The organism is Polaromonas sp. (assembly GCF_029945925.1).
Lineage (GTDB): Bacteria > Pseudomonadota > Gammaproteobacteria > Burkholderiales > Burkholderiaceae_C > Polaromonas.
In genome coordinates this window covers 16,398-35,471 of sequence record NZ_JAQSDN010000043.1, presented here as the reverse complement: position 1 = coordinate 35,471, position 19,074 = coordinate 16,398, and the positions used below count along the sequence as shown (strand labels likewise).

14 protein-coding genes are annotated in these 19,074 nt (G+C 63.8%); 13 read left to right on the top strand and 1 reads right to left on the bottom strand.

From position 1 onward, the window contains the following. Positions 1-44 precede the first annotated feature (44 nt). Entirely contained in the window at positions 45-1,808 is a 1,764-nt protein-coding gene (locus PSV40_RS14400) for a 7TM diverse intracellular signaling domain-containing protein (protein ID WP_300538892.1), read from the bottom strand. Positions 1,809-1,873: 65 nt separating this feature from the next. Between PSV40_RS14400 and PSV40_RS14395 the strand changes: the two genes are divergently transcribed. The 13 genes from PSV40_RS14395 (at position 1,874) to ftsW (ending at position 18,959) form a co-directional block, all read left to right on the top strand. Continuing rightward, positions 1,874-3,055 (top strand): class I SAM-dependent methyltransferase, encoded by a 1,182-nt coding sequence (locus tag PSV40_RS14395; protein ID WP_300538891.1) that lies wholly within the window; start codon positions 1,874-1,876, stop codon positions 3,053-3,055. A gap of 243 nt (positions 3,056-3,298) precedes the next feature. Beyond that, positions 3,299-4,354 (top strand): GTP-binding protein, encoded by a 1,056-nt coding sequence (locus tag PSV40_RS14390; protein ID WP_096697481.1) that lies wholly within the window; start codon positions 3,299-3,301, stop codon positions 4,352-4,354. A gap of 312 nt (positions 4,355-4,666) precedes the next feature. Continuing rightward, on the top strand, positions 4,667-5,800 hold the full coding sequence (gene dksA / locus PSV40_RS22855; RefSeq protein ID WP_366915022.1) for an RNA polymerase-binding protein DksA: 1,134 nt from the start codon (positions 4,667-4,669) through the stop codon (positions 5,798-5,800). Between the two features lie 37 nt (positions 5,801-5,837). Beyond that, on the top strand, positions 5,838-7,661 hold the full coding sequence (locus PSV40_RS14380; protein WP_300538889.1) for an STAS domain-containing protein: 1,824 nt from the start codon (positions 5,838-5,840) through the stop codon (positions 7,659-7,661). A gap of 410 nt (positions 7,662-8,071) precedes the next feature. Next, positions 8,072-8,500, top strand: a complete 429-nt coding sequence (mraZ, locus tag PSV40_RS14375; protein WP_300538887.1) for a division/cell wall cluster transcriptional repressor MraZ — start codon at positions 8,072-8,074, stop codon at positions 8,498-8,500. A gap of 9 nt (positions 8,501-8,509) precedes the next feature. Further along, positions 8,510-9,463, top strand: coding sequence for a 16S rRNA (cytosine(1402)-N(4))-methyltransferase RsmH (gene rsmH / locus PSV40_RS14370; protein WP_300538885.1), 954 nt, complete (start codon positions 8,510-8,512; stop codon positions 9,461-9,463). 181 nt (positions 9,464-9,644) lie between these two features. Then, a complete protein-coding gene (gene ftsL, locus PSV40_RS14365; RefSeq protein ID WP_300538884.1) occupies positions 9,645-9,938 on the top strand; it encodes a cell division protein FtsL in 294 nt (97 codons plus the stop codon). Then, positions 9,931-11,664, top strand: a complete 1,734-nt coding sequence (locus PSV40_RS14360) for a penicillin-binding protein 2 (protein ID WP_300538882.1) — start codon at positions 9,931-9,933, stop codon at positions 11,662-11,664. The genes ftsL and PSV40_RS14360 overlap by 8 nt, the downstream gene beginning before the upstream one ends. Then, a complete protein-coding gene (locus tag PSV40_RS14355) occupies positions 11,664-13,160 on the top strand; it encodes a UDP-N-acetylmuramoyl-L-alanyl-D-glutamate--2,6-diaminopimelate ligase (protein WP_300538880.1) in 1,497 nt (498 codons plus the stop codon). Before PSV40_RS14360 ends, PSV40_RS14355 begins: the two co-directional genes overlap by 1 nt. Further along, positions 13,157-14,539: a UDP-N-acetylmuramoyl-tripeptide--D-alanyl-D-alanine ligase gene (gene murF / locus PSV40_RS14350; RefSeq protein ID WP_300538878.1), complete on the top strand. Its 1,383-nt coding sequence runs from the start codon at positions 13,157-13,159 to the stop codon at positions 14,537-14,539. Before PSV40_RS14355 ends, murF begins: the two co-directional genes overlap by 4 nt. Before the next feature lie 78 nt (positions 14,540-14,617). After that, a complete protein-coding gene (mraY, locus tag PSV40_RS14345) occupies positions 14,618-15,796 on the top strand; it encodes a phospho-N-acetylmuramoyl-pentapeptide-transferase (RefSeq protein WP_300538875.1) in 1,179 nt (392 codons plus the stop codon). Then, entirely contained in the window at positions 15,793-17,709 is a 1,917-nt protein-coding gene (murD, locus tag PSV40_RS14340) for a UDP-N-acetylmuramoyl-L-alanine--D-glutamate ligase (RefSeq protein WP_366915021.1), read from the top strand. Before mraY ends, murD begins: the two co-directional genes overlap by 4 nt. Then, positions 17,706-18,959 (top strand): putative lipid II flippase FtsW, encoded by a 1,254-nt coding sequence (gene ftsW, locus PSV40_RS14335; protein WP_300538872.1) that lies wholly within the window; start codon positions 17,706-17,708, stop codon positions 18,957-18,959. Before murD ends, ftsW begins: the two co-directional genes overlap by 4 nt. Positions 18,960-19,074: the final 115 nt, after the last annotated feature.

Sequence of the window (19,074 nt, the reverse complement as noted above, 5' to 3'; positions counted from 1 at the left end):
CTCGGGGGGCAGGGAGCTACACGAAGTGAGCGACCGTGGGGGCTTTACTTGTAATCAGGCAGCATGAACACCGCGCGCTTGCTTTCGGGCGGAATGCCGGTCAGCCGCTGGGCCAGGCGGCCCAGCGCGATCTCGGCGGTCGGCCCCTGGCGCGGTACCAGCGCATAAGCCACGCGAATCTGGGCCGCGCAGTCCTCGGGCAGGCCCTTGTAGGGCATCAGGCAACGTGCCACGATGCGCGGGCCCAGCGTGGCGGCTTCTTCCGCGGAAAACGGGCCTTCCACCAGCATGCCAAAACGCTGCCCGGACAGGCGTGCAGCGCTGTCGATGTCGCGCGCCGTCGAGAGCAGGCGCTCGGCCACACGCAGCGGCAACTCTTCGGCGGCCCGGCGCCCGAAATCGCGCCGTATCTGCTCGCAGTTAACCAGATCGATCATCAGCACGGCGCCCTGGTGCCTGAGTCGCTCCGAGCGTGCAATCATGCGCGCGAGGCGTTCGACAAACACCTGCTCGTTGATCAGGCCGGTCGACGGGTCGACCCGGTCCAGCCCCTGGATCCTGCGCCTGTTCTCGCGGCGCTGCTGGCTGCGCAGGACCAGCACCACCAGCATCGCCGGCATCTGCAGCGCCATGCTCGCCAACACCCCCTGCTCGGTGGCAAAACTCAGGGGCAGCCACTGCAGGTAACGCGCAATGGCCAGCGACAGGCTAAGGGCAAACGGGGTGGCGCTCAGCAGCAGCCATCCGCCGAAGCGGTCGCCGCGCCGCCAGGCCCAGAGATTGATCGCCAGCAGCAACACCGGCACCAGCACCAGGTAGGGCACCATCAGCGTGATGCGCAGCGCGCTGTCGGTCACCGCCAGCGCGACCGAGAGGCCAGCGCCAAGCAGCGCGACGGCCCACACCAGGAGGTTGAGCATGCGCGAGCGCTGTGCCAGGGACACGATGGTGGCATTGAGCAGCAGCAGCGACACCAGCATCCAGGTTGCCAGCACGGTCAGCGACAGGTCCGTCCAGACCGGTGAGCCGGGCCACAGGTGCAGGCCGCCCACGCCGGTGATGGCCACCTGCGTCAAGCCGATGAGCGCGGAACATGCCGCGTAGTAGAGGTAGGCCCTGTCCCGCAGCCAGAGAGCGCCGGCCAGGCCGGCGGTGCAGCCCAGCAGCGCCAGGCCGAAATAAATCCCCAGGAACAGCGACACCTGCTGTTCGCTGCGCAGCACATGCCCGGAGCTGACGAAGCGGATGGGCGCACTGAACCCTTGGGCATTTTCAATGCGCAGGATGTAGTGCGTAGGGTCCTCGGCATTGAAGTTGACCACCAGCAAGGGGTGGCGATGCGGCGTGGGCCACTGGTTGACCGGCGTCAGGTCGCCGGCGCGCTGCTCTATCCACTGGCCGGCGCTGTCCAGCGTGTAAAGCGATGCCCGGTCCAGCGCAGGGTAGGGAATTTCAAGCAGCCAGCGCTCCATGTCGGGCGCGGGCGGCACGATGAAACGGATCCACAACGACTGGCCGGGCTGCAGGGGGTAAATGCCGCGCGCCGGGGTCTGCTGCCAGCCCAGGTCACGTTGACTGACGACCTGATCGACTGCCAGTCGGGATTGCGGGTCTATCCAGTAGTCGCCCCAGTCGGCCAGCGCGACCGGTTGCTTGTCCGCGTCAAGGTCCAGCACCGTGCGTGACAGCGCGGGCAGGCTCAGGAAGGCCAGCATCAGGGCCAGACCGAAGGCCGCCAATAAGCCGGCGGACGGATGAATCCATGCCTTGCTGCTTGCAAAATGCGCTGAAAAGCCCTTAAAAAACATCAAGTGATTGTCGCAAATTTCCCTGAGGCCGCTTTCAGGCCAACCTTAGCCGCGACAATAGACGCATGAAATCAATACGGCTGAGAGAAGGCAAGGAGCGTTCGCTGCTGCGGCGCCACCCCTGGGTGTTTGACGGTGCGATTGCCCGCGGCGGGGCGGACGCCGGCGAAACGGTGCGGGTCGAAGGGCACGACGGGCAGTTCCTCGGCTGGGCGGCCTTCAGCCCGAGTTCGAAGATTCGCGCCCGGGTCTGGAGTTTTGTCGAGGCCGAGCGTATCGATGCTTCGTTTTTTGTAGCGCGTATCGCTAGCGCTATAAGGGCCAGAAGCCGTTTTGACATACAAAGTGACGGGATGCGCCTGGTGCACGGCGAGTCCGACGGCTTGCCGGGCCTGGTGGTGGACCGGTATGCCGACACGCTGGTGGCTCAGTTTTCCAGCTGCGGCGTCGAGCGCTGGAAAAGCGTGATCGTCGAAGCCCTGCTCGCCGAAACCGGACTCACGCGCCTCTATGAACGATCTGACGCCAGTGTGCGTTCCCTTGAAGGGTTGCCAGAGGCGACCGGCTGGCTGGCGGGCTCGGGCGCGACCGATCTGACCATCACCGAACACGGCTGGCAGCTGGGCCTGGACATCGCCACCGGCCACAAGACCGGTTTTTACCTGGATCAGCGCGACAGCCGCCGCAAGTTTGCCGACCATGCGCGCCGCCTGCAGTTCCAGAACGTGCTTAACTGTTATTGCTACACCGGTGGCTTCACGGTGGCGGCGCTGGCCGGCGGCGCAGCGCATGTCACGTCGATCGATTCGTCCGGACCGGCGATTGAAAAAGCCGCGGCCAATGTGGCGCTGAACGGCTTTGACGCCGGCCGCACCACCATGCTCGACGCCGATGTCAATGCCTCGATGCGGCAGTTCCACAAGGAGGGGAAAACCTTCGACGCCATCGTGCTGGACCCGCCCAAGTTTGCGCCCACCGTGGCCCATGCCGAACGTGCAGCACGCGCCTACAAGGACATCAACCGCATTGCGCTGTCCATCCTGGCGCCCGGTGGCGTGCTTTTCACGTATTCGTGTTCGGGCGGCATCAGTGCCGACCTGTTTCACAAGATCGTGGCGTCCGCCGGCACCGATGCGGGCGTCGATGCCTTCATCACCGAACGCCTGGGCGGTGCGCCCGACCACCCGATGACCGTCAGTTTCCCCGAGGGCGAGTACCTCAAGGGGCTGGTGCTGCTCAAAAAATAAAACTCTTCAATCAAAAATGGCTGTTGTCCTTGCTGGACGGGCACAGACAGCTATTAATAACATAGCAAACAATGGGCGCCGGCGCGGGAATGCTTGACAGGGCCTGTAAAGTGGTCCGACAGGCCCCGTGTGGAGTCAATGCGCGCTTCAGGGCCTTGCGTTGACGACTAAACTCCCCACCTTCACGGGTCCACCGTCCCGCTTTTCCCTGTATTTTTTTCCTGTATTTTTTAGGCAGACACCATGAGTTTGATTCCCGTGACCATCCTGACCGGTTTTCTCGGCGCCGGCAAAACCACGCTGCTCAAGCGCATCCTGACCGAAGCCCACGGCCAGAAAATCGCCGTGATCGAAAACGAGTTCGGCGAGGAAAACATCGACAACGAGATCCTGGTCAACGACACGCAGGAAAACATCATCCAGATGAACAACGGCTGCATCTGCTGCTCGATCCGCGAAGACCTGCGCGAAACCCTGCAGCTGCTGGCCGCCAAGAAGCGCAAGGGCCTGCTGGATTTTGAGCGCGTGGTGATCGAGACCACCGGCCTGGCCGACCCCGGCCCGGTGGCGCAGACCTTTTTCATGGACGAGGAAATCGCCGAGCAGTACCTGCTGGACTCCATCCTGACGCTGGTCGATGCCAAACATGCGCCCACCCAGCTCAATGACCGCCAGGAGGCGCGCCGCCAGGTCGGTTTTGCCGACCAGATCTTCATCAGCAAGGCCGATCTGGTGGCCGAGGACGAAGTCCAGGCGCTGATGCACCGCCTCAAACACATGAACCCGCGCGCGCCGCAGAAAGCCGTGCATTTCGGCGAGGTGGCGATTGCCGACGTGTTTGACCTGCGCGGCTTCAACCTCAATGCCAAGCTCGACATCGACCCGGACTTCCTCAAGGCCGACGAGCACGACCATGCCGGCCATGACCACGCGCACGGCGAGCATTGCGACCACCCGTCCCACGCGCAGGATGACAAGCACGGCCATCACCACCATCACGATGACGACGTCAAGAGTTTTGTGTTCCGTTCGGAGCGCGCTTTTGATCCGGCGAAACTCGAGGACTTCCTGGGCGCCGTCGTCAATATCTACGGCCCGCGCATGTTGCGCTACAAGGGCGTGCTGAACATGCAGGGTACCGAGCGCAAGGTGATTTTCCAGGGCGTGCACCAGTTGATGGGCAGCGACCTGGGGCCGGCCTGGGCGGCGGATGAAACAAAGGTCAGCAAGATGGTCTTTATCGGCATCGATCTGCCGAAAGATATTTTTCTCCAGGGCCTGGAGCAGTGTCTGGTTTGAGGTAGGCTGTCCACACAATGCCTTGAAAGGCGGGAGGGCCTCATGATTGTCTCCATTCTCCAACGTTTAGGCGCGCGGGCATCCCAGCGTCCCGGTGAGCCGCTACAATCGCGCGCCGACTCCCCTGGCCGGTCGTCTTCTGCAAAAAGGCAGGGCGGGGAAGTCAGGGTAAGTGCTGGCCTTGAAACGGCAGGTAGGGCGGCGAACAAACCAGACAATCAGGTAAAAGACAAGGTTGGGCTGACGAAAGTCAGCTTGGCCCGGAGTCAGCATGGGGAGCATCCCGAAGCTGCCTCCACGAGGAGACCCAATGTGAAAGCTCAAGCGAAAAACTCCAAGGTCGCGGTCAAGTCCGCTGGAAAAGCCACGTCAGCCGGCCAAGCCAAAGCCACGACCAAAGCGGCGGCCAAGCCCGCGGCTTCGAAAACCGCCGTGAAAAAACCGGCCCCGGCCGCCTCCAAAGCCAAGGCCAAGGTGTCGGCCAAGCCCGTGGCCAAAGCCAAAGTGGTGGCCAAGCCCAAAGCGGCACCCGCCAAAAAAGCCGCTCCCGCTGCGAAAAAGCCCACACTCGTTGCCAAAAGCCGTCCGGCCGTCAAGGCCGTCAAATCTGCCAAGCCTGCCCAGGCGCCCAAACCCGCCCCTGTCGTTAAACCCGCGGTCAAAGCCGCCAAACCCGTCACCAAGCCGGCCCCGCCGTCCGTGAAGGGCAAGGCCCCCGCCAAACCTGAAGAAAAAGTCATTATCAAAACGATCACCAAAACGGCGGCAGGCCCCGCCGTGAAAACCCCGCCCAGCCCCGCCAGCATTGCTGCGGCGCCCGCACCGTTGCAGACACCGGCCCTGAAGCCGGGACGCCGCGCCTCCTTGCGCAATTCCTCTTTTGCACCGCCTCCCGCGCCGATGATTCCGACCCACTCTCCCGACGCCGCGAAAGCCAGCTACTCCACCATTGCCGAGCGCGTGATCGCGCCGCCCCCGCATGTGGCGGCGAAAAAAGATCCCAAGCTCGCCAACAACTGGAAGACCAAGCCGGGCGAAGAGTTGACGGACGAAGAAGTCAAGGCCATGCCGGACTCGGAGTACATGAACGAGAAGCAGCTGGCCTTTTTCCGGCACAAGCTGTCCCTGCTCAAACAGGACATCCACAACAGCGCCGGTGAAACCACCGAGCATCTCCGGGAAGACACCGTGGTGGTGCCGGATCCGGCTGATCGCGCGACCATCGAAGAAGAACACGCCCTCGAGCTGCGCACACGTGACCGTGAGCGCAAGCTGCTCAAGAAAATCGAGCAGTCGATCGCCCGCATTGACTCCGGCGACTACGGTTACTGCGACGAAACCGGGGAAGCCATCGGCGTGGGGCGCCTGATTGCCCGTCCGACGGCCAACCTGTCGCTGGAAGCACAGCAGCGTCGCGAGCTCAAGCAGAAAATGTTCGGCGACTGATCTTTCCCGTTGCCCACTTCCTCCTGAACCGCTGTTGATGGCCAAAGAAGACACCACACCTGGCTTGCTTTCGAAAGTCGTGAAGTTCGTCCGCAACCCCGCGACGAACTGGTCGGAACTTGAAGGCAAGGAGTCGGACCGGGAGGAAGCCCTGAGCAAGCAGATGCTCAAGGAGATGATTGAGCGAAAACGGCGCAACGATTTCGTGCGCAAGCGCGAATTCGACATGCTCCGGAAAATGCGCAAGCGGGAGGCCATGACCGGCCAGGACCCCGGCGCGCGGCCTTCCTTCTTCCAGAGCAGCATGCCGTCCAAGCCGGACGACCGCGCCGTCACCCTGAAGAAAATCGACGAGATTGAAGCGCAAATGTCCATGCAATGGTGGAAAACCAAGCATGGAAGTGCGGCCGCTGGCGCCAGCGAGCCTTCTTCGCTTTCCCCGGCGACGCCGGCCGGTCAGCCCAACCTCAGCATCCACGCCCCGCTGCTGGACAACGCGTTGCCGGCCAGTTATGCGTCCACGGCACCTGGTGCCCTGGCCGCGGCGCTGGCCAAAACCAGGGCTGCCGCCATGTCACCGCAGCCCGCTCCGGCACCCATGACGGAACTGCCCGCCGGTGTCACCGCTACGTCGCCTGCTGCACCGCCCAAGCCCGCTGCACCCAGACCGGTCATTTCTGCAGCCTCCCGCGACGGTGAGCCGTCTGGTTTTTCAGCGTCCAAATTTTCCGTGGTGGATGCCTCGGAGGTGGCGCACGACCCCGAACTGGAGGAGGCCTCCATCCGTTTTGCCAATGGCGACGATGCAGGCGCCGAAGCCGGGTTGCTTGAGACGCTGGGTCCCCAGGGAAGCCGGGCCAGGCATGCGGACACCTGGCTCGCGCTGTTTGACCTGTACCGGGCCACCGGACAGCAAGACAAGTTCGAAAACCTGGCCGTCGAGTTTGTCGGCCGTTTCGACCGTTCGGCCCCGCAGTGGTTTTCCCTGCCCGAGATGGTGCAGCAGTTGTCCGGTCCGGCCAGTTCAGCCAGCCCGGCCGCCGGCAACGGACCGGCTGCGGACTGGGTCTGCCCGTCAAATCTGGGCATCCAGACCGTGGCGGCGCTCAGCGCGGCCCTGGCCCGCGCTCCCATGCCCTGGCGGCTTGACTGGAAAAACCTCAAAACGATTGATGAAAACGCCGTTGAGCCCCTGTGCAAGGTGTTCAGCGGCTGGGCCGCACAACCCGTGCAGCTGCGTTTCATGGGGGAGGCGCAATTGGAGCGGGTGTTGCAGGACGCGACCCCCTCCGGGGTGCGGGATACGCCCCAGGGATGGTGGCAGCTGCGGATGGAGACCCTGCGGGTGACCCACCAGCCTGACGAGTTTGAGCTGACGGCCCTCGATTTTTGCGTGACGTACGAGGTTTCGCCACCCGCCTGGGACAGTGCGCGCTGCGACTACAAGCCGCTGGAGCCGCGTGGCACCGCTGTGGCCGGGCAAGCCATCATTGGCGATGTCTACCGCGATTCGGTGCCGTCCAGCCTCAGCAGCGCACTGGAGGGCGATACCGAGATGGGCGGCAACTCCCAGATGAGCCATCTGTATGCTGTCGAACTGTCTGGCCAGATCGAGGGGGACGCCATTGCCGTGCTCGACAAGCTCGAGGCCAAGCTGATGGGCGCAGACATCATGGTGATTTCATGCGCAAAGCTGATTCGTGTTGATTTTTCTGCAGCCGGGACCCTGCTCAACTGGGTTTCCGCCCGGGAAGCCGAAAATCGCGCCGTGCAGTTCACCGATGTCAACCGTCTGGTGGCCGCATTCTTCAACGTGATCGGCATCACGGAGCACGCCCGGGTCCTGACGCGTATCGACTAGGAGTCTGCCAGGCCCCGCCCCGTCCGCAAGGGGGCAAAAAAACGCCATCGTTGCCTTGCGCTTTCTTGCGCAACACGCAGGCTGTCTGCACCGGGCAACCGGCAGGCAGTTCTGCAGGTGCAGTTACGACCCACGGGAACTTCGAGGTCTCTTTTCTCCTTCGCTCTCCCGCGTGGCACCAGCGCCGACGCCAGCCCGGTTTGCCCCGGCTTAAAGCAACACTTTCACTGGATCTTCTAAGTGCTTAATTTAGAACGATTTTTAATGGATGCCTGCTTGCAAAAGCGTTTCTAAGTGCTTGATTTCATTGAAAAAGTTTGTAGCAAACCACTTGCATGGCAAAACTTTCCTGCTAAAGTGGGAAAAAGTGCAATTTAGTGGTGAAAAGTGTTCTCTAAAGGTTTTTAACGGTGTTTCAAGGCGCGTCTTCTCTAGCTCTCGATACCAAGGGTCGGCTCTCCGTGCCAACCCGGCATCGTGACGTGCTCAGCGCCACCGCATCGAGCCAGCTGACCATCACCAAACACCCGCACGGCTGCCTCATGATATTCCCGCGCAACGAGTGGGAGAAATTCCGCGAACGCATTGCCGAGCTGCCGATGCAGGCACAGTGGTGGAAACGGATTTTTCTGGGCAACGCCATGGACGTCGACATGGACGCCGCCGGGCGCGTTCTGGTCTCTCCCGAATTGCGTAGCGCGGCAGGCATCAGCCGGGACACGGTGCTGCTTGGCATGGGCAGCTACTTCGAGCTGTGGGATGCGGCGACCTATGCGGCCCAGGAGGCCGAGCAGATGAAGGGCGAAATGCCCGATGTCTTCAGAGACTTTTCATTCTGAAAGACGACGGTGCAAGACACATGGACACACCGCACCGTCTTGTTGAACGAAGCAGTCGCAGCGCTTCAGGTCAATCCGGACGGGCATTACATCGACGCGACCTTCGGGCGCGGTGGTCACTCGCGCCTCATTCTTTCGCAGCTGTCCGACCAGGGGCGGCTCACCGCCTTCGACAAGGACCCGGAAGCCATTGCCGAGGCGCAGACCATCACCGACCCGCGCTTTGCCATCCGCCACCAGGCCTTCAGCCATCTGGTCGAGATGCCGGCGGGCAGTGCGGCGGGCATCCTGCTGGACCTGGGCATCAGCTCGCCGCAGATCGACAACCCGGCGCGCGGTTTTTCCTTCCGCGGCGACGGGCCGCTGGACATGCGCATGGACAGCACGCGGGGCCAGAGCGTGGCCGAGTGGCTGGCCGATGCCGAGACGGACACCATTGCGGAGGTCATTCGTGAATATGGCGAAGAACGGTTTGCTGGGCAGATCGCAAAGGCGATTGATCGTCGCCGACAGGAGCGGGGCGTTATTGCAACCACCGCTGAACTGGCCGAGGTCGTGGCTGGCGCGGTCAAAACCCGCGAGCCGGGCAAGGACCCTGCAACGCGTACATTTCAGGCTTTTCGGATTTTCATCAACGCCGAGCTTGAAGAGCTGCAACAGGCGCTAGAGGCTTCGCTCAAAGTACTGCAACCGGGAGGACGTTTGGTGGTGATCAGTTTCCATTCGCTGGAAGACCGCATCGTCAAGCAATTCATCGCCGAACATTCACGCGAGGTGTTCGACCGTCGCGTACCGTTTGCCGCGCCCAAGGCCATGCGGCTCAAGGCGCTGGAACGTGTCAAGCCTGGCGCCGAAGAAGTGGCGGCCAACCCGCGTTCACGCAGCGCCGTGATGCGCGTCGCCGAAAGGACCGAGGTGCCTGTTCAGGCGGCGACACAGCGTTACCCGGGGGCCTCAGCATGAGGCGGCAGCAATTTCCCGCTGGGCCGCCCCAAGGGAAATTAGCCCCTGAGGGGCTGGAGCCTGCGGCTCCAAACCTGCTTGAGCAGGTTTGGACAGGCGACAGAGGCGAAGCGTCTCGCGAGCCGCGGCCTGCAAGGCCTCGCGCATTACACGCAGTGAAAAGCGTGGGGGCCACATCGCCATGACGCGCCTGAATCTGGTCCTCCTGGTGGCTGTGCTGGTCAGCGCGCTGTACCTGGTGCACACGCAGTACGAATCGCGCCGGCTGTTTGTCGAGCTGGAAAAAACGACGGCACTGAGCCGCCAGCTCGAGTCCGACAAGGAGCGTCTGCAGGTTGAAAAGCGTGCGCAGGCCACGCCGCTGCGGGTGGAGCAGCTCTCCAGGGACAGGTTGCAGATGCGTTCGGCAACGCCAGCCATCACGCAATACGTCACCTATAAAAATCCTTCTGCGGCAGGTGACGCCCATGAGTAGAAGCGTGCGTTACACCTCCAGTCCGCTGCTGGCCAGCAAGACCCCGGTCTGGCGCAGCAAGCTGATCGTCGCAGGTATTGCGCTGGCCTTTGCCGGGCTGGCCGGCCGCGCGGCGTATGTACAGGTCGTTGGCAACGAGTTCTTCCAGCGTCAGGGCGAAGTCCGCTTTGCCCGCACCCTGGAACTGCCTGCCAATCGGGGCCGCATTCTGGACCGCAATGGACTGATCCTGGCGTCCAGCGTCCCGGCGTCGAGCATCTGGGCGATTCCCGAGGATGTCGAAGCGAGCAAAGCCCAGCTTGCCGAGCTGGCCAGACTCCTGGAAATGCCAGTAGTCGATCTCAACAAGAAACTGGCCAACGAGGACAAGACCTTTGTATGGGTCAAGCGACAGGTTGACGAGCCTGTAGCACAGCAGATTCACGGCCTGGGCATCAAGGGCATTTATCAGCGCAAGGAATACAAGCGCAAGTATCCGGAGGGTGAGACCATTGCGCATGTGGTCGGCTTCACGAATGTGGAGGACCGCGGACAGGAAGGGATCGAGCTCACATTCAACAAGGATCTGGCGGGCAAGCCCGGTTCCCGACGCGTGATCAAGGACCGGCTGGGGCGCGTGGTCGAAAGTATCGGGGAGCAAGTGCCGCCTGTGGAGGGCAAGGACATCCAGCTCAGCGTTGACAGCAAGGTGCAGTTCTTTGCTTATCAGAAGCTGCGCGACGCAGTGATCGAACGCAAGGCCAGGGCCGGCAGTGTGGTTGTACTCGACACGATCACGGGCGAAGTGCTGGCGCTGGCCAACTATCCAAGCTATGTGCCCGACAAACGCCAGAATCTCACCGGCGAGCAGTTGCGCAATCGCGCGGTGACGGATACTTTTGAGCCGGGCTCAACCATGAAGCCCATCACGGTGGCCATGGCGCTTGAGGCGGGCAGGGTCAAGCCGGCCACCCTCATCGAAACCGGTCCGGGGCGCATCAGCATCGGTGGATTCACCATCAGCGACACCCACAATTACGGCACGCTCACCGTGGAAGGGGTCATCCAGAAGTCAAGCAATGTCGGCGCACTCAAGATCGCCCAGAAGATGAGCCCGCATGAGATGTGGGACACCTATGTCGCGCTTGGCTACGGGCAGAAGCCGCAAATCGAATTTCCGGGCGCAGTCACGGGGCGCCTGCGCCCGTGGAAGTCATGGCGGCCCGTCGAGCAGGCCACGATGGCCTATGGCTATGGCCTGTCGGCCTCGCTGTTCCAGATGGCGCATTCGTACACCTCTTTTGCGCATGACGGCCGGATCATCCCGGTGACCATGCTCAAGAGCAGTGAGCCTGCGACGGGCGTGCGGGTGTTTTCACCAGAGAACGCGCGTGCCGTCAGGAAAATGTTGCAGATGGCCGCGGCGCCAGGGGGGACGGGCCAGCTGGCGCAGACCGTCGGCTATTCGGTTGGAGGCAAGTCAGGCACTGCGCACAAGCAGGTCGGCAAGGGCTATGCGAGCAACAAATATCGCGCATGGTTCACGGGCATGGCACCGATTGAAGCTCCCCGCATCATTGTTGCCGTGATGATTGATGAACCCAGCGACGGCAAATACTATGGTGGGCTGGCCGCCGCGCCAGTATTCAGCGAGGTCGTGCAGCAGACATTGCGCATGATGGGCGTTCAGCCCGACATGGCCGTCAAACCGCAGATCGTCACCAACCCGGTGGAGGAGTCGTTCTGATGGAGCGGCTGCACACCCCCGAGCAGGCCGCGCACTGGTTGCACCAGCGCGTGAGCGGCAGTCTCTGGACCGACAGCCGCAAGGTCGGTGCCGGTGATGGTTTTATTGCCTGGCCAGGTGCGGCCACCGATGCGCGCAAGTACGTGGCGGATGTTCTGGCCGCAGGCGCGCAGGCCTGCCTGGTTGAGCAGTCGGGAGCGGAAGCCTATGCCTTCAGCGACAGCCGTGTCGCGGCCTACAGCGGCCTGAAAACGGCGACAGCACCGATAGCCGCGGCTTATTTCGAGCACCCCAGCAAACAGCTGGACGTGCTGGCCGTGACCGGCACCAACGGCAAGACCTCGACCGCCTGGTGGCTGGCCCAGGCCCTGGGCAAGCTGGGCAGGCGCTGCGGCGTGGTCGGCACGCTGGGCATCGGACAGCCCGAAGCCATGGTGTTCAACGGCCTGACGACGCCCGATCCGGTGCTGTTGCAGCAGCAGCTCAGGCGCTGGGTCGACGACGGTTTTTCAGCGTGCGCGCTGGAGGCCTCGTCGATCGGCATTGCCGAGCACCGGCTGGACGCCACCGACATACGCGTGGCGATTTTCACCAATTTCACGCAGGACCACCTCGACTACCACCAGAGCATGCAGGCCTACTGGGACGCCAAGGCCCGGCTGTTTGGCTGGTCCGGCCTGAAAGCGGCGGTGATCAACATCGATGACACGCACGGGGCGGCGCTCGCTGTGACCCTGCGCGAGTCGGGTCTCGACGTCTGGACCGTGTCCTGCCTGGCGCCTGCGCGCCTGCAGGCCCAAGCCATCCACCACGGCCTGGATTTTCTGGGTTTTGATGTGGTGGAGGGCGATGAACGGCATCGGCTCTCGACCGCGCTGGTCGGGCAGTACAACGTTTCCAACCTGTTGGGTGTGATGGCGGCCTTGCGTGCGCTTGGCCTGCCTTTATCGGACGTGGTCGAAGCCTGCGCCCACCTGTCGCCGGTGCCCGGACGCATGGACTCGATTGCGGTGCCGGGCCGGCCACTGGTGGTGGTGGACTATGCCCACACCCCCGATGCACTCGAGAAGGTGCTGGGCGCCCTCCGGCCACTGGCCAGCGGGCGTTCCGGACAACTCTGGTGCGTTTTTGGCTGTGGCGGGGAGCGTGATGCCAGCAAGCGGCCGCTGATGGCGGCAGTCGCGGAAAAAGGGGCGGACCGGGTGGTGGTGACCAGTGACAACCCGCGCAGCGAAAACCCCGACGCCATCATCAGCCAGATCCTGCAGGGATTTGCCCGCCGCGATGCGGTGCACGTTCAGGCCGACCGCGCCCGGGCGATCGCTCACGCGGTGGGCCAGGCGCAGGCCGGCGACGTGGTCCTGATTGCCGGCAAGGGCCATGAAAGTTACCAGGAAACCGCGGGCGTCAAACTGCCGTTTTCCGACAAGGCGCAGGCCGAAGCGGCGCTGGACCAGGGTGCGAGCCGTCACGCCGCGCCGGGAGGCCTCGCATGATGACCCTGCAACAGGCCCTGCAGTGGTTGCCGTCTGCCCGGCTGGTGGGCGACGGCACGCTGCGGTTCCAGCGTGTGCACACGGACACGCGCAGCCTGCAGCCAGGCGACCTGTTTGTCGCGCTCAGGGGCGAACACTTTGATGCCCATGATTTCCTGGTGCAGGCGAAAAGCGCCGGCGCGGTGGCGGCCCTGGCCGAGCATGGCCTGGGTGCCGAACTCCCCGGCCTGCTGGTGGCCGATTCGAAGCAGGCGCTGGGCCAGCTTGCCGCGGGCTGGCGCGCGCAGTTCAGCCTGCCGCTGGTCGCCGTGACCGGCAGCAATGGGAAGACCACGGTCACGCAAATGATGGCGTCCATCCTGCGCGCCTGGAAGCAGGGCGGTGCTTTTGCGACCGAAGGAAATTTCAACAACGACATCGGCGTACCCCTGACGCTGCTGCGCCTGCGTGCCACCCACCAGGCCGGGGTGGTCGAACTGGGCATGAACCACCCCGGTGAAATTGCCAGCCTGGCCGCCATGGCCCGGCCCACCGTGGCGCTGGTCAACAATGCGCAGCGCGAACACCTGGAGTTCATGGCCACGGTGGAGGCCGTTGCCCGCGAAAATGGCGCGGTCATCGCAGCGTTGCCGGCCTCGGGCGTCGCGGTGTTTCCGGCCGACGAGCTGTACACACCGCTGTGGCGGGAACTCGCCGGGTCCCGCGCGGTGCTGACTTTTGCCGGGTCGGGCGAGGCCGACGTCACCGGCACCGCGCAATGGCTGGGCGGCGCCTGGCGGGTGGTGGCCGGCACGCCGCAGGGCGATATCGGCTTTTCGCTGCAGATCGCCGGCCGGCACAACGTCAAAAATGCCCTGGCCGCTACCGCCTGTGCCCTGGCGGCCGGCGCGCCGCTGGCGGCCATTTCTGCCGGGCTGTCGGCCTTTGTCCCGGTCAAGGGCCGCTCGCGCGCCCTCCAGCTCGAGGCGGCGGGCCACGCCCTCACGCTGATCGACGACAGCTACAACGCCAACCCGGATTCCGTGCGCGCTGCCATCGACGTGCTGGCCGAACTGCCGGGGCCGCGCCTGCTGGTGCTGGGCGACATGGGCGAGGTCGGCGACCAAGGGCCAGCTTTCCATGTCGAGGTCGGTGCCCATGCGCGTGAGCGCGGCATCGATCAGGTGTTCACGCTGGGCACGCAGTCCGCCGACGCTGCCAGGGCCTTCGGCAACGGCCGGCATTTTGGCGACGACATCGATGCCCTGAAGATCGCCGTGATGGCTGCCTTGCCGGGTGTGGCCAGCGTGCTGGTCAAGGGTTCACGCTTCATGAAGATGGAGCGCGTGGTCCAGGCCATCGCGGCCGACACACAACAACAAAAAGAGGAGAAAAAATGAACCCCCACGTTCACATGCGTTCACTGCTCCCCGAGGGGGCGTGTGCCTCCTTTGAGGCGGCTCGGCAGGAGGCACGCAATGCTGCTTAGCCTGGCCCAGTGGCTGCAAACCATGTCGCCGGAATTCGGCTATTTCCGCGTGTTCCAGTACCTGACGTTTCGCGCGGTGATGGCCGCCATGACCGCCTTGCTGATCGGGTTGATCGCCGGACCTTTCGTGATTCGCCGCCTGACCCATCTCAAGATTGGCCAGCCCATCCGCGAATATGCGATGCAGACCCACCTGAGCAAGAGTGGCACACCGACCATGGGCGGCGTCCTGATCCTGCTGTCCATCGGCATTTCCACGTTGCTGTGGTTTGACTTGAGCAACCGTTTTGTCTGGATTGTGCTGATCGTCACGCTCGGGTTTGGCGCCATCGGCTGGGCCGACGACTGGCGCAAGGTGGTGCACAAGGATCCCGAAGGCATGCGCTCGCGGGAAAAATACTTCTGGCAATCGGTGATCGGCCTGGTGGCTGCGCTGTACCTGGTGTTCAGCATTTCGGAAAGCTCCAACATGCGGGTGCTGGAGCTGTTCATGAGCTGGGTGCAGTCCGGTTTTGACGTGAACCTGCCGCCCAAGGCCGGGCTGCAGCTGCCTTTCTTCAAGGAAATCAGTTACCCGCTCGGCGTGTTTGGTTTTGTGCTGCTCACCTACCTCGTGATTGTCGGCTCCAGCAATGCCGTGAACCTGACCGACGGGCTGGACGGTCTGGCGATCATGCCGGTCGTGATGGTCGGCTCGGCGCTCGGCGTGTTTGCCTATGTGACCGGCAGTGCCGTTTATTCGAAATACCTGTTTTTCCCGCACATCCCGGGTGCGGGCGAGTTGTTGATTTTCTGTTCGGCCATGGCCGGTGCCGGCCTCGCCTTCCTGTGGTTCAACACCCACCCCGCGCAGGTCTTCATGGGCGACGTGGGTGCGCTGGCGCTGGGCGCCGCGCTGGGAACGATTGCGGTCATCGTGCGCCAGGAAATCGTGCTGGCCATCATGGGCGGCATCTTTGTCGTCGAAGCCATGTCGGTGATGCTGCAGGTGATCTATTTCAAATACACCCGCAAGCGTTTTGGTGAAGGCCGACGGCTGTTCCGGATGGCGCCCCTGCACCATCATTTCGAGAAAAGCGGCTGGAAGGAAACGCAGGTGGTCGTGCGCTTCTGGATCATCACCATGCTGCTGTGCCTGGTCGGCCTGTCGACGTTGAAACTGCGATGAACGCCAACGAATCCCCCAACCCCGGCGAAACGCATGAGGAGCCTCCAGCGGAGGTGACGCAGGCGAACGGCCTGGTGCCGGCGCCTGTGCCGGCGCCGGATGCCGTGCCGGCGTTGCCAGAGGCGTTGCCCCTGGGGGAGCCGGCATCACAGGCCCCGGCGGCAGAAACGGACCCGGTCCGCACCGGGGGGGCGGGCAAAGCGGGGGCACGGCCCCTGCCCGAGACCCTGACGGCCGCGCGCGATGCGGCTGCCTTTGTCGCGCAATTGTTTGCCGAGGTGAGTGCGCCCGAACAGGCCGCGCCGATCCCCCCTGTGGCGCAAGTGCCACCGCCGACGGACGAAACCGTGCAGGGTGGTGCTGAAGACGATGCTCCTGCAGCCGTCGAAACATCTGGCGAGACGGTGGTGTCGGCGTTGCACGGCCAGCATGTCCTCATCCTGGGGCTGGGCGCTTCCGGGCTGGCCATGGCGCGCTGGTGTGTGCGGCAGGGCGCGCGTGTAACGGTGGCCGATACCCGCGAGACGCCGCCTCAACTGGCCAGCTTGCAGGCGGAGTTGCCCCAGGTCGATTTCCGCGCCGGCGCATTCGAATCCGGTCTGGTTGAGGGCAATGACATCCGCGCCGTCTTCAAGAGCCCGGGCCTGTCGCCTGCGGTGTTTGCCCCGGTCTGGCAGGCAGCGCAGGCCATCGGCTTGTGGGCAGGCGGGGAACTGGACCTGTTCGCCCGCGCCCTGCGTGAGCTGCAGGCCGAGCGCGCTTATGCCCCCAAGGTGCTGGCAATCACCGGGACCAACGGCAAGACGACCACGACTTCGCTGACCGGCCAACTGGTGACCCACGGCGGCAAGACCGTGGCGGTGGCGGGCAACATCGGCCCCAACCTGCTGGACATGCTGGCCGGGCACCTCGATGCGGGCAGCTTGCCCGAGGTCTGGGTGCTGGAGCTGTCGAGCTTCCAGCTCGACGGCGTGCAGGGATTTGAGCCCACCGCAGCCGCGGTGCTCAACCTGACGCAGGACCATCTGGACTGGCACGGCAGCATGGAGGCCTACGGAGCCGCCAAGGCGCGCATCTTCGGCAGCCAGGGCCTGCTGGTGCTCAACCGTGATGACCCGGCGGTGATGGCCATGTTGCCAGAGCCCGTGCGGGCCAAGCTGCAAAAGCCGAAGTGGCGTGAATACGTGACCTTCGGGCTGGGCATGCCGCAGCGGCCGGGTGACTATGGCATTGAAACCGTCAATGGCATGGCCTGGCTGGTGCGTGCTGCCGAGGCCGACGAAACCATCAAGCGGCGCAAGGACGAAGAAGTGGTGCTGTACATCCAGCGCCTGATGCCGGTCGAGGCTCTGCGCATCCGAGGCCGCCACAACGCCACCAATGCGCTGGCCGCGCTGGCGCTGGCCGGCGCCGTGGGCGGCAACATGGCGTCCATGCTGCACGGCTTGCGTGAATACACCGGCGAGCCGCACCGCGTGACGCCGGTTGCGGTGGTGCGCGACGTCGAGTATTTTGACGACAGCAAGGGCACCAACGTGGGCGCCACCGTGGCGGCATTGACCGGTCTGGGTGCCGAACGCAAACTGGTGCTGATCGCCGGGGGCGAGGGCAAGGGGCAGGACTTTTCTCCGCTGGCCGGACCGGTGCGCCAGCATGCCAGGGCGGTCGTGCTGATCGGGCGCGATGCACCCCTGATCCGTGCTGCGCTGGAAGGCACGGGTGTGCCCCTGTTCGATGCCGGCTCCATGCAGGCCGCCGTTGAACTGGCGGCCCGGCAGGCGCAAACCGGCGACGCGGTGTTGATGTCGCCGGCCTGCGCGAGTTTTGACATGTTCGACAACTATGGGCACCGCGCCCAGGTGTTTTGCGACGCCGTCCAGGCGCTCGCGCAGGACGCGGGGGTGGTGTCATGACGGTGGCTGCCCGTCTTTCCGGCTGGTTCTCCAGTCTGGGCGGGGCAGTGCCCGAAGGCCTGCCGGTCCGGCTGGGCGGCCAGCGCCGCTCGCGCTCCGAGTCGGTACCGGTCCGCATGTCGGGGGTGGACCAGTCTCTGATCTGGGTCACGGTGGCCCTGTTGGTCTGGGGCCTGGTCATGGTGTACTCCGCGTCCATCGCCATGCCGGACAACCCGAAGTTCGCGCGTTATGCACACACCCACTTCCTGCTGCGCCATGCGCTGTCGCTGGGAGTGGCTTTTGCCGTTGCCCTGCTGACCTTCCAGGTGCCGGTGTCGACCTGGGAAAAAGTCGCACCCTGGCTGTTTGTGGCTTCGCTGGTGCTGCTGATGCTGGTGCTGATCCCCTTCATCGGCAAGGGCGTCAACGGCGCACGCCGCTGGATCTCGCTGGGTTTCATGAACTTCCAGCCTTCGGAACTCGCCAAGTTTGCGGTGCTGCTGTACGCCGCCGACTACATGGTGCGCAAGATGGAAGTCAAGGAGCGCTTTTTCCGTGCCGTCATGCCCATGGCCGTGGCCATCGGCATTGTGGGCCTGCTGCTGCTGGCCGAGCCTGACATGGGCGCCTTCATGGTCATCTCGGTGATCGCCATGGGCATTCTTTTCCTCGGCGGGGTCAACGCCCGCATGTTTTTTGTCATCGCCACCGTGGTGGTGATCGCCTTTGCGCTGATGGTGATGCTCAGCGACTGGCGCCGCGAGCGGATTTTTGCCTACCTCGATCCCTGGAGCGACAAATACGCGCTGGGCAAGGGCTACCAGCTGTCGCATTCGCTGATTGCCTTCGGGCGCGGCGAAATTTTCGGCGTGGGTCTGGGCGGCAGCATCGAAAAACTGCACTGGCTGCCGGAAGCCCACACCGACTTCCTGCTGGCGGTGATCGGCGAGGAGTTCGGTCTGCTGGGTGTTCTCTGCGTGATCGGTGCCTTCATGTGGATGACGCGCCGCATCATGCACATCGGCCGCCAGTCGATTGCGCTGGACCGCCTGTTTGCCGGCCTGGTGGCCCAGGGTGTGGGTATCTGGATAGGTTTCCAGGCCTTCATCAACATGGGCGTGAACCTGGGCGCCTTGCCGACCAAGGGGCTAACCCTGCCGCTCATGAGTTACGGCGGCTCGGCAATTTTGATGAACCTGATTTCTCTCGCGGTGGTGCTGCGGATTGACTATGAAAACAGGCTTTTGATGCGCGGAGGCCGCGCATGAAAAGCCTGTTTCGCCAAAACCGGTTCAGCGCGCAGCGCTGCAAGGCGCGGAGCGGCTTGGTTGATGCGCGGAGGCCGCGCATGAAAAGCCTGTTTCGCCAAAACCGGTTCAGCGC

Bases quoted from the DNA above. Each gene is read 5' to 3' on its own strand.
- PSV40_RS14400 (WP_300538892.1), bottom strand. From the start codon at position 1,808: ATGTTTTTTAAGGGCTTTTCAGCGCATTTTGCAAGCAGCAAGGCATGG.
- PSV40_RS14395 (WP_300538891.1), top strand. From the start codon at position 1,874: ATGAAATCAATACGGCTGAGAGAAGGCAAGGAGCGTTCGCTGCTGCGG.
- PSV40_RS14390 (WP_096697481.1), top strand. From the start codon at position 3,299: ATGAGTTTGATTCCCGTGACCATCCTGACCGGTTTTCTCGGCGCCGGC.
- PSV40_RS14380 (WP_300538889.1), top strand. From the start codon at position 5,838: ATGGCCAAAGAAGACACCACACCTGGCTTGCTTTCGAAAGTCGTGAAG.
- ftsL (WP_300538884.1), top strand. From the start codon at position 9,645: ATGACGCGCCTGAATCTGGTCCTCCTGGTGGCTGTGCTGGTCAGCGCG.
- PSV40_RS14360 (WP_300538882.1), top strand. From the start codon at position 9,931: ATGAGTAGAAGCGTGCGTTACACCTCCAGTCCGCTGCTGGCCAGCAAG.
- PSV40_RS14355 (WP_300538880.1), top strand. From the start codon at position 11,664: ATGGAGCGGCTGCACACCCCCGAGCAGGCCGCGCACTGGTTGCACCAG.
- murF (WP_300538878.1), top strand. From the start codon at position 13,157: ATGATGACCCTGCAACAGGCCCTGCAGTGGTTGCCGTCTGCCCGGCTG.
- mraY (WP_300538875.1), top strand. From the start codon at position 14,618: ATGCTGCTTAGCCTGGCCCAGTGGCTGCAAACCATGTCGCCGGAATTC.
- murD (WP_366915021.1), top strand. From the start codon at position 15,793: ATGAACGCCAACGAATCCCCCAACCCCGGCGAAACGCATGAGGAGCCT.
- ftsW (WP_300538872.1), top strand. From the start codon at position 17,706: ATGACGGTGGCTGCCCGTCTTTCCGGCTGGTTCTCCAGTCTGGGCGGG.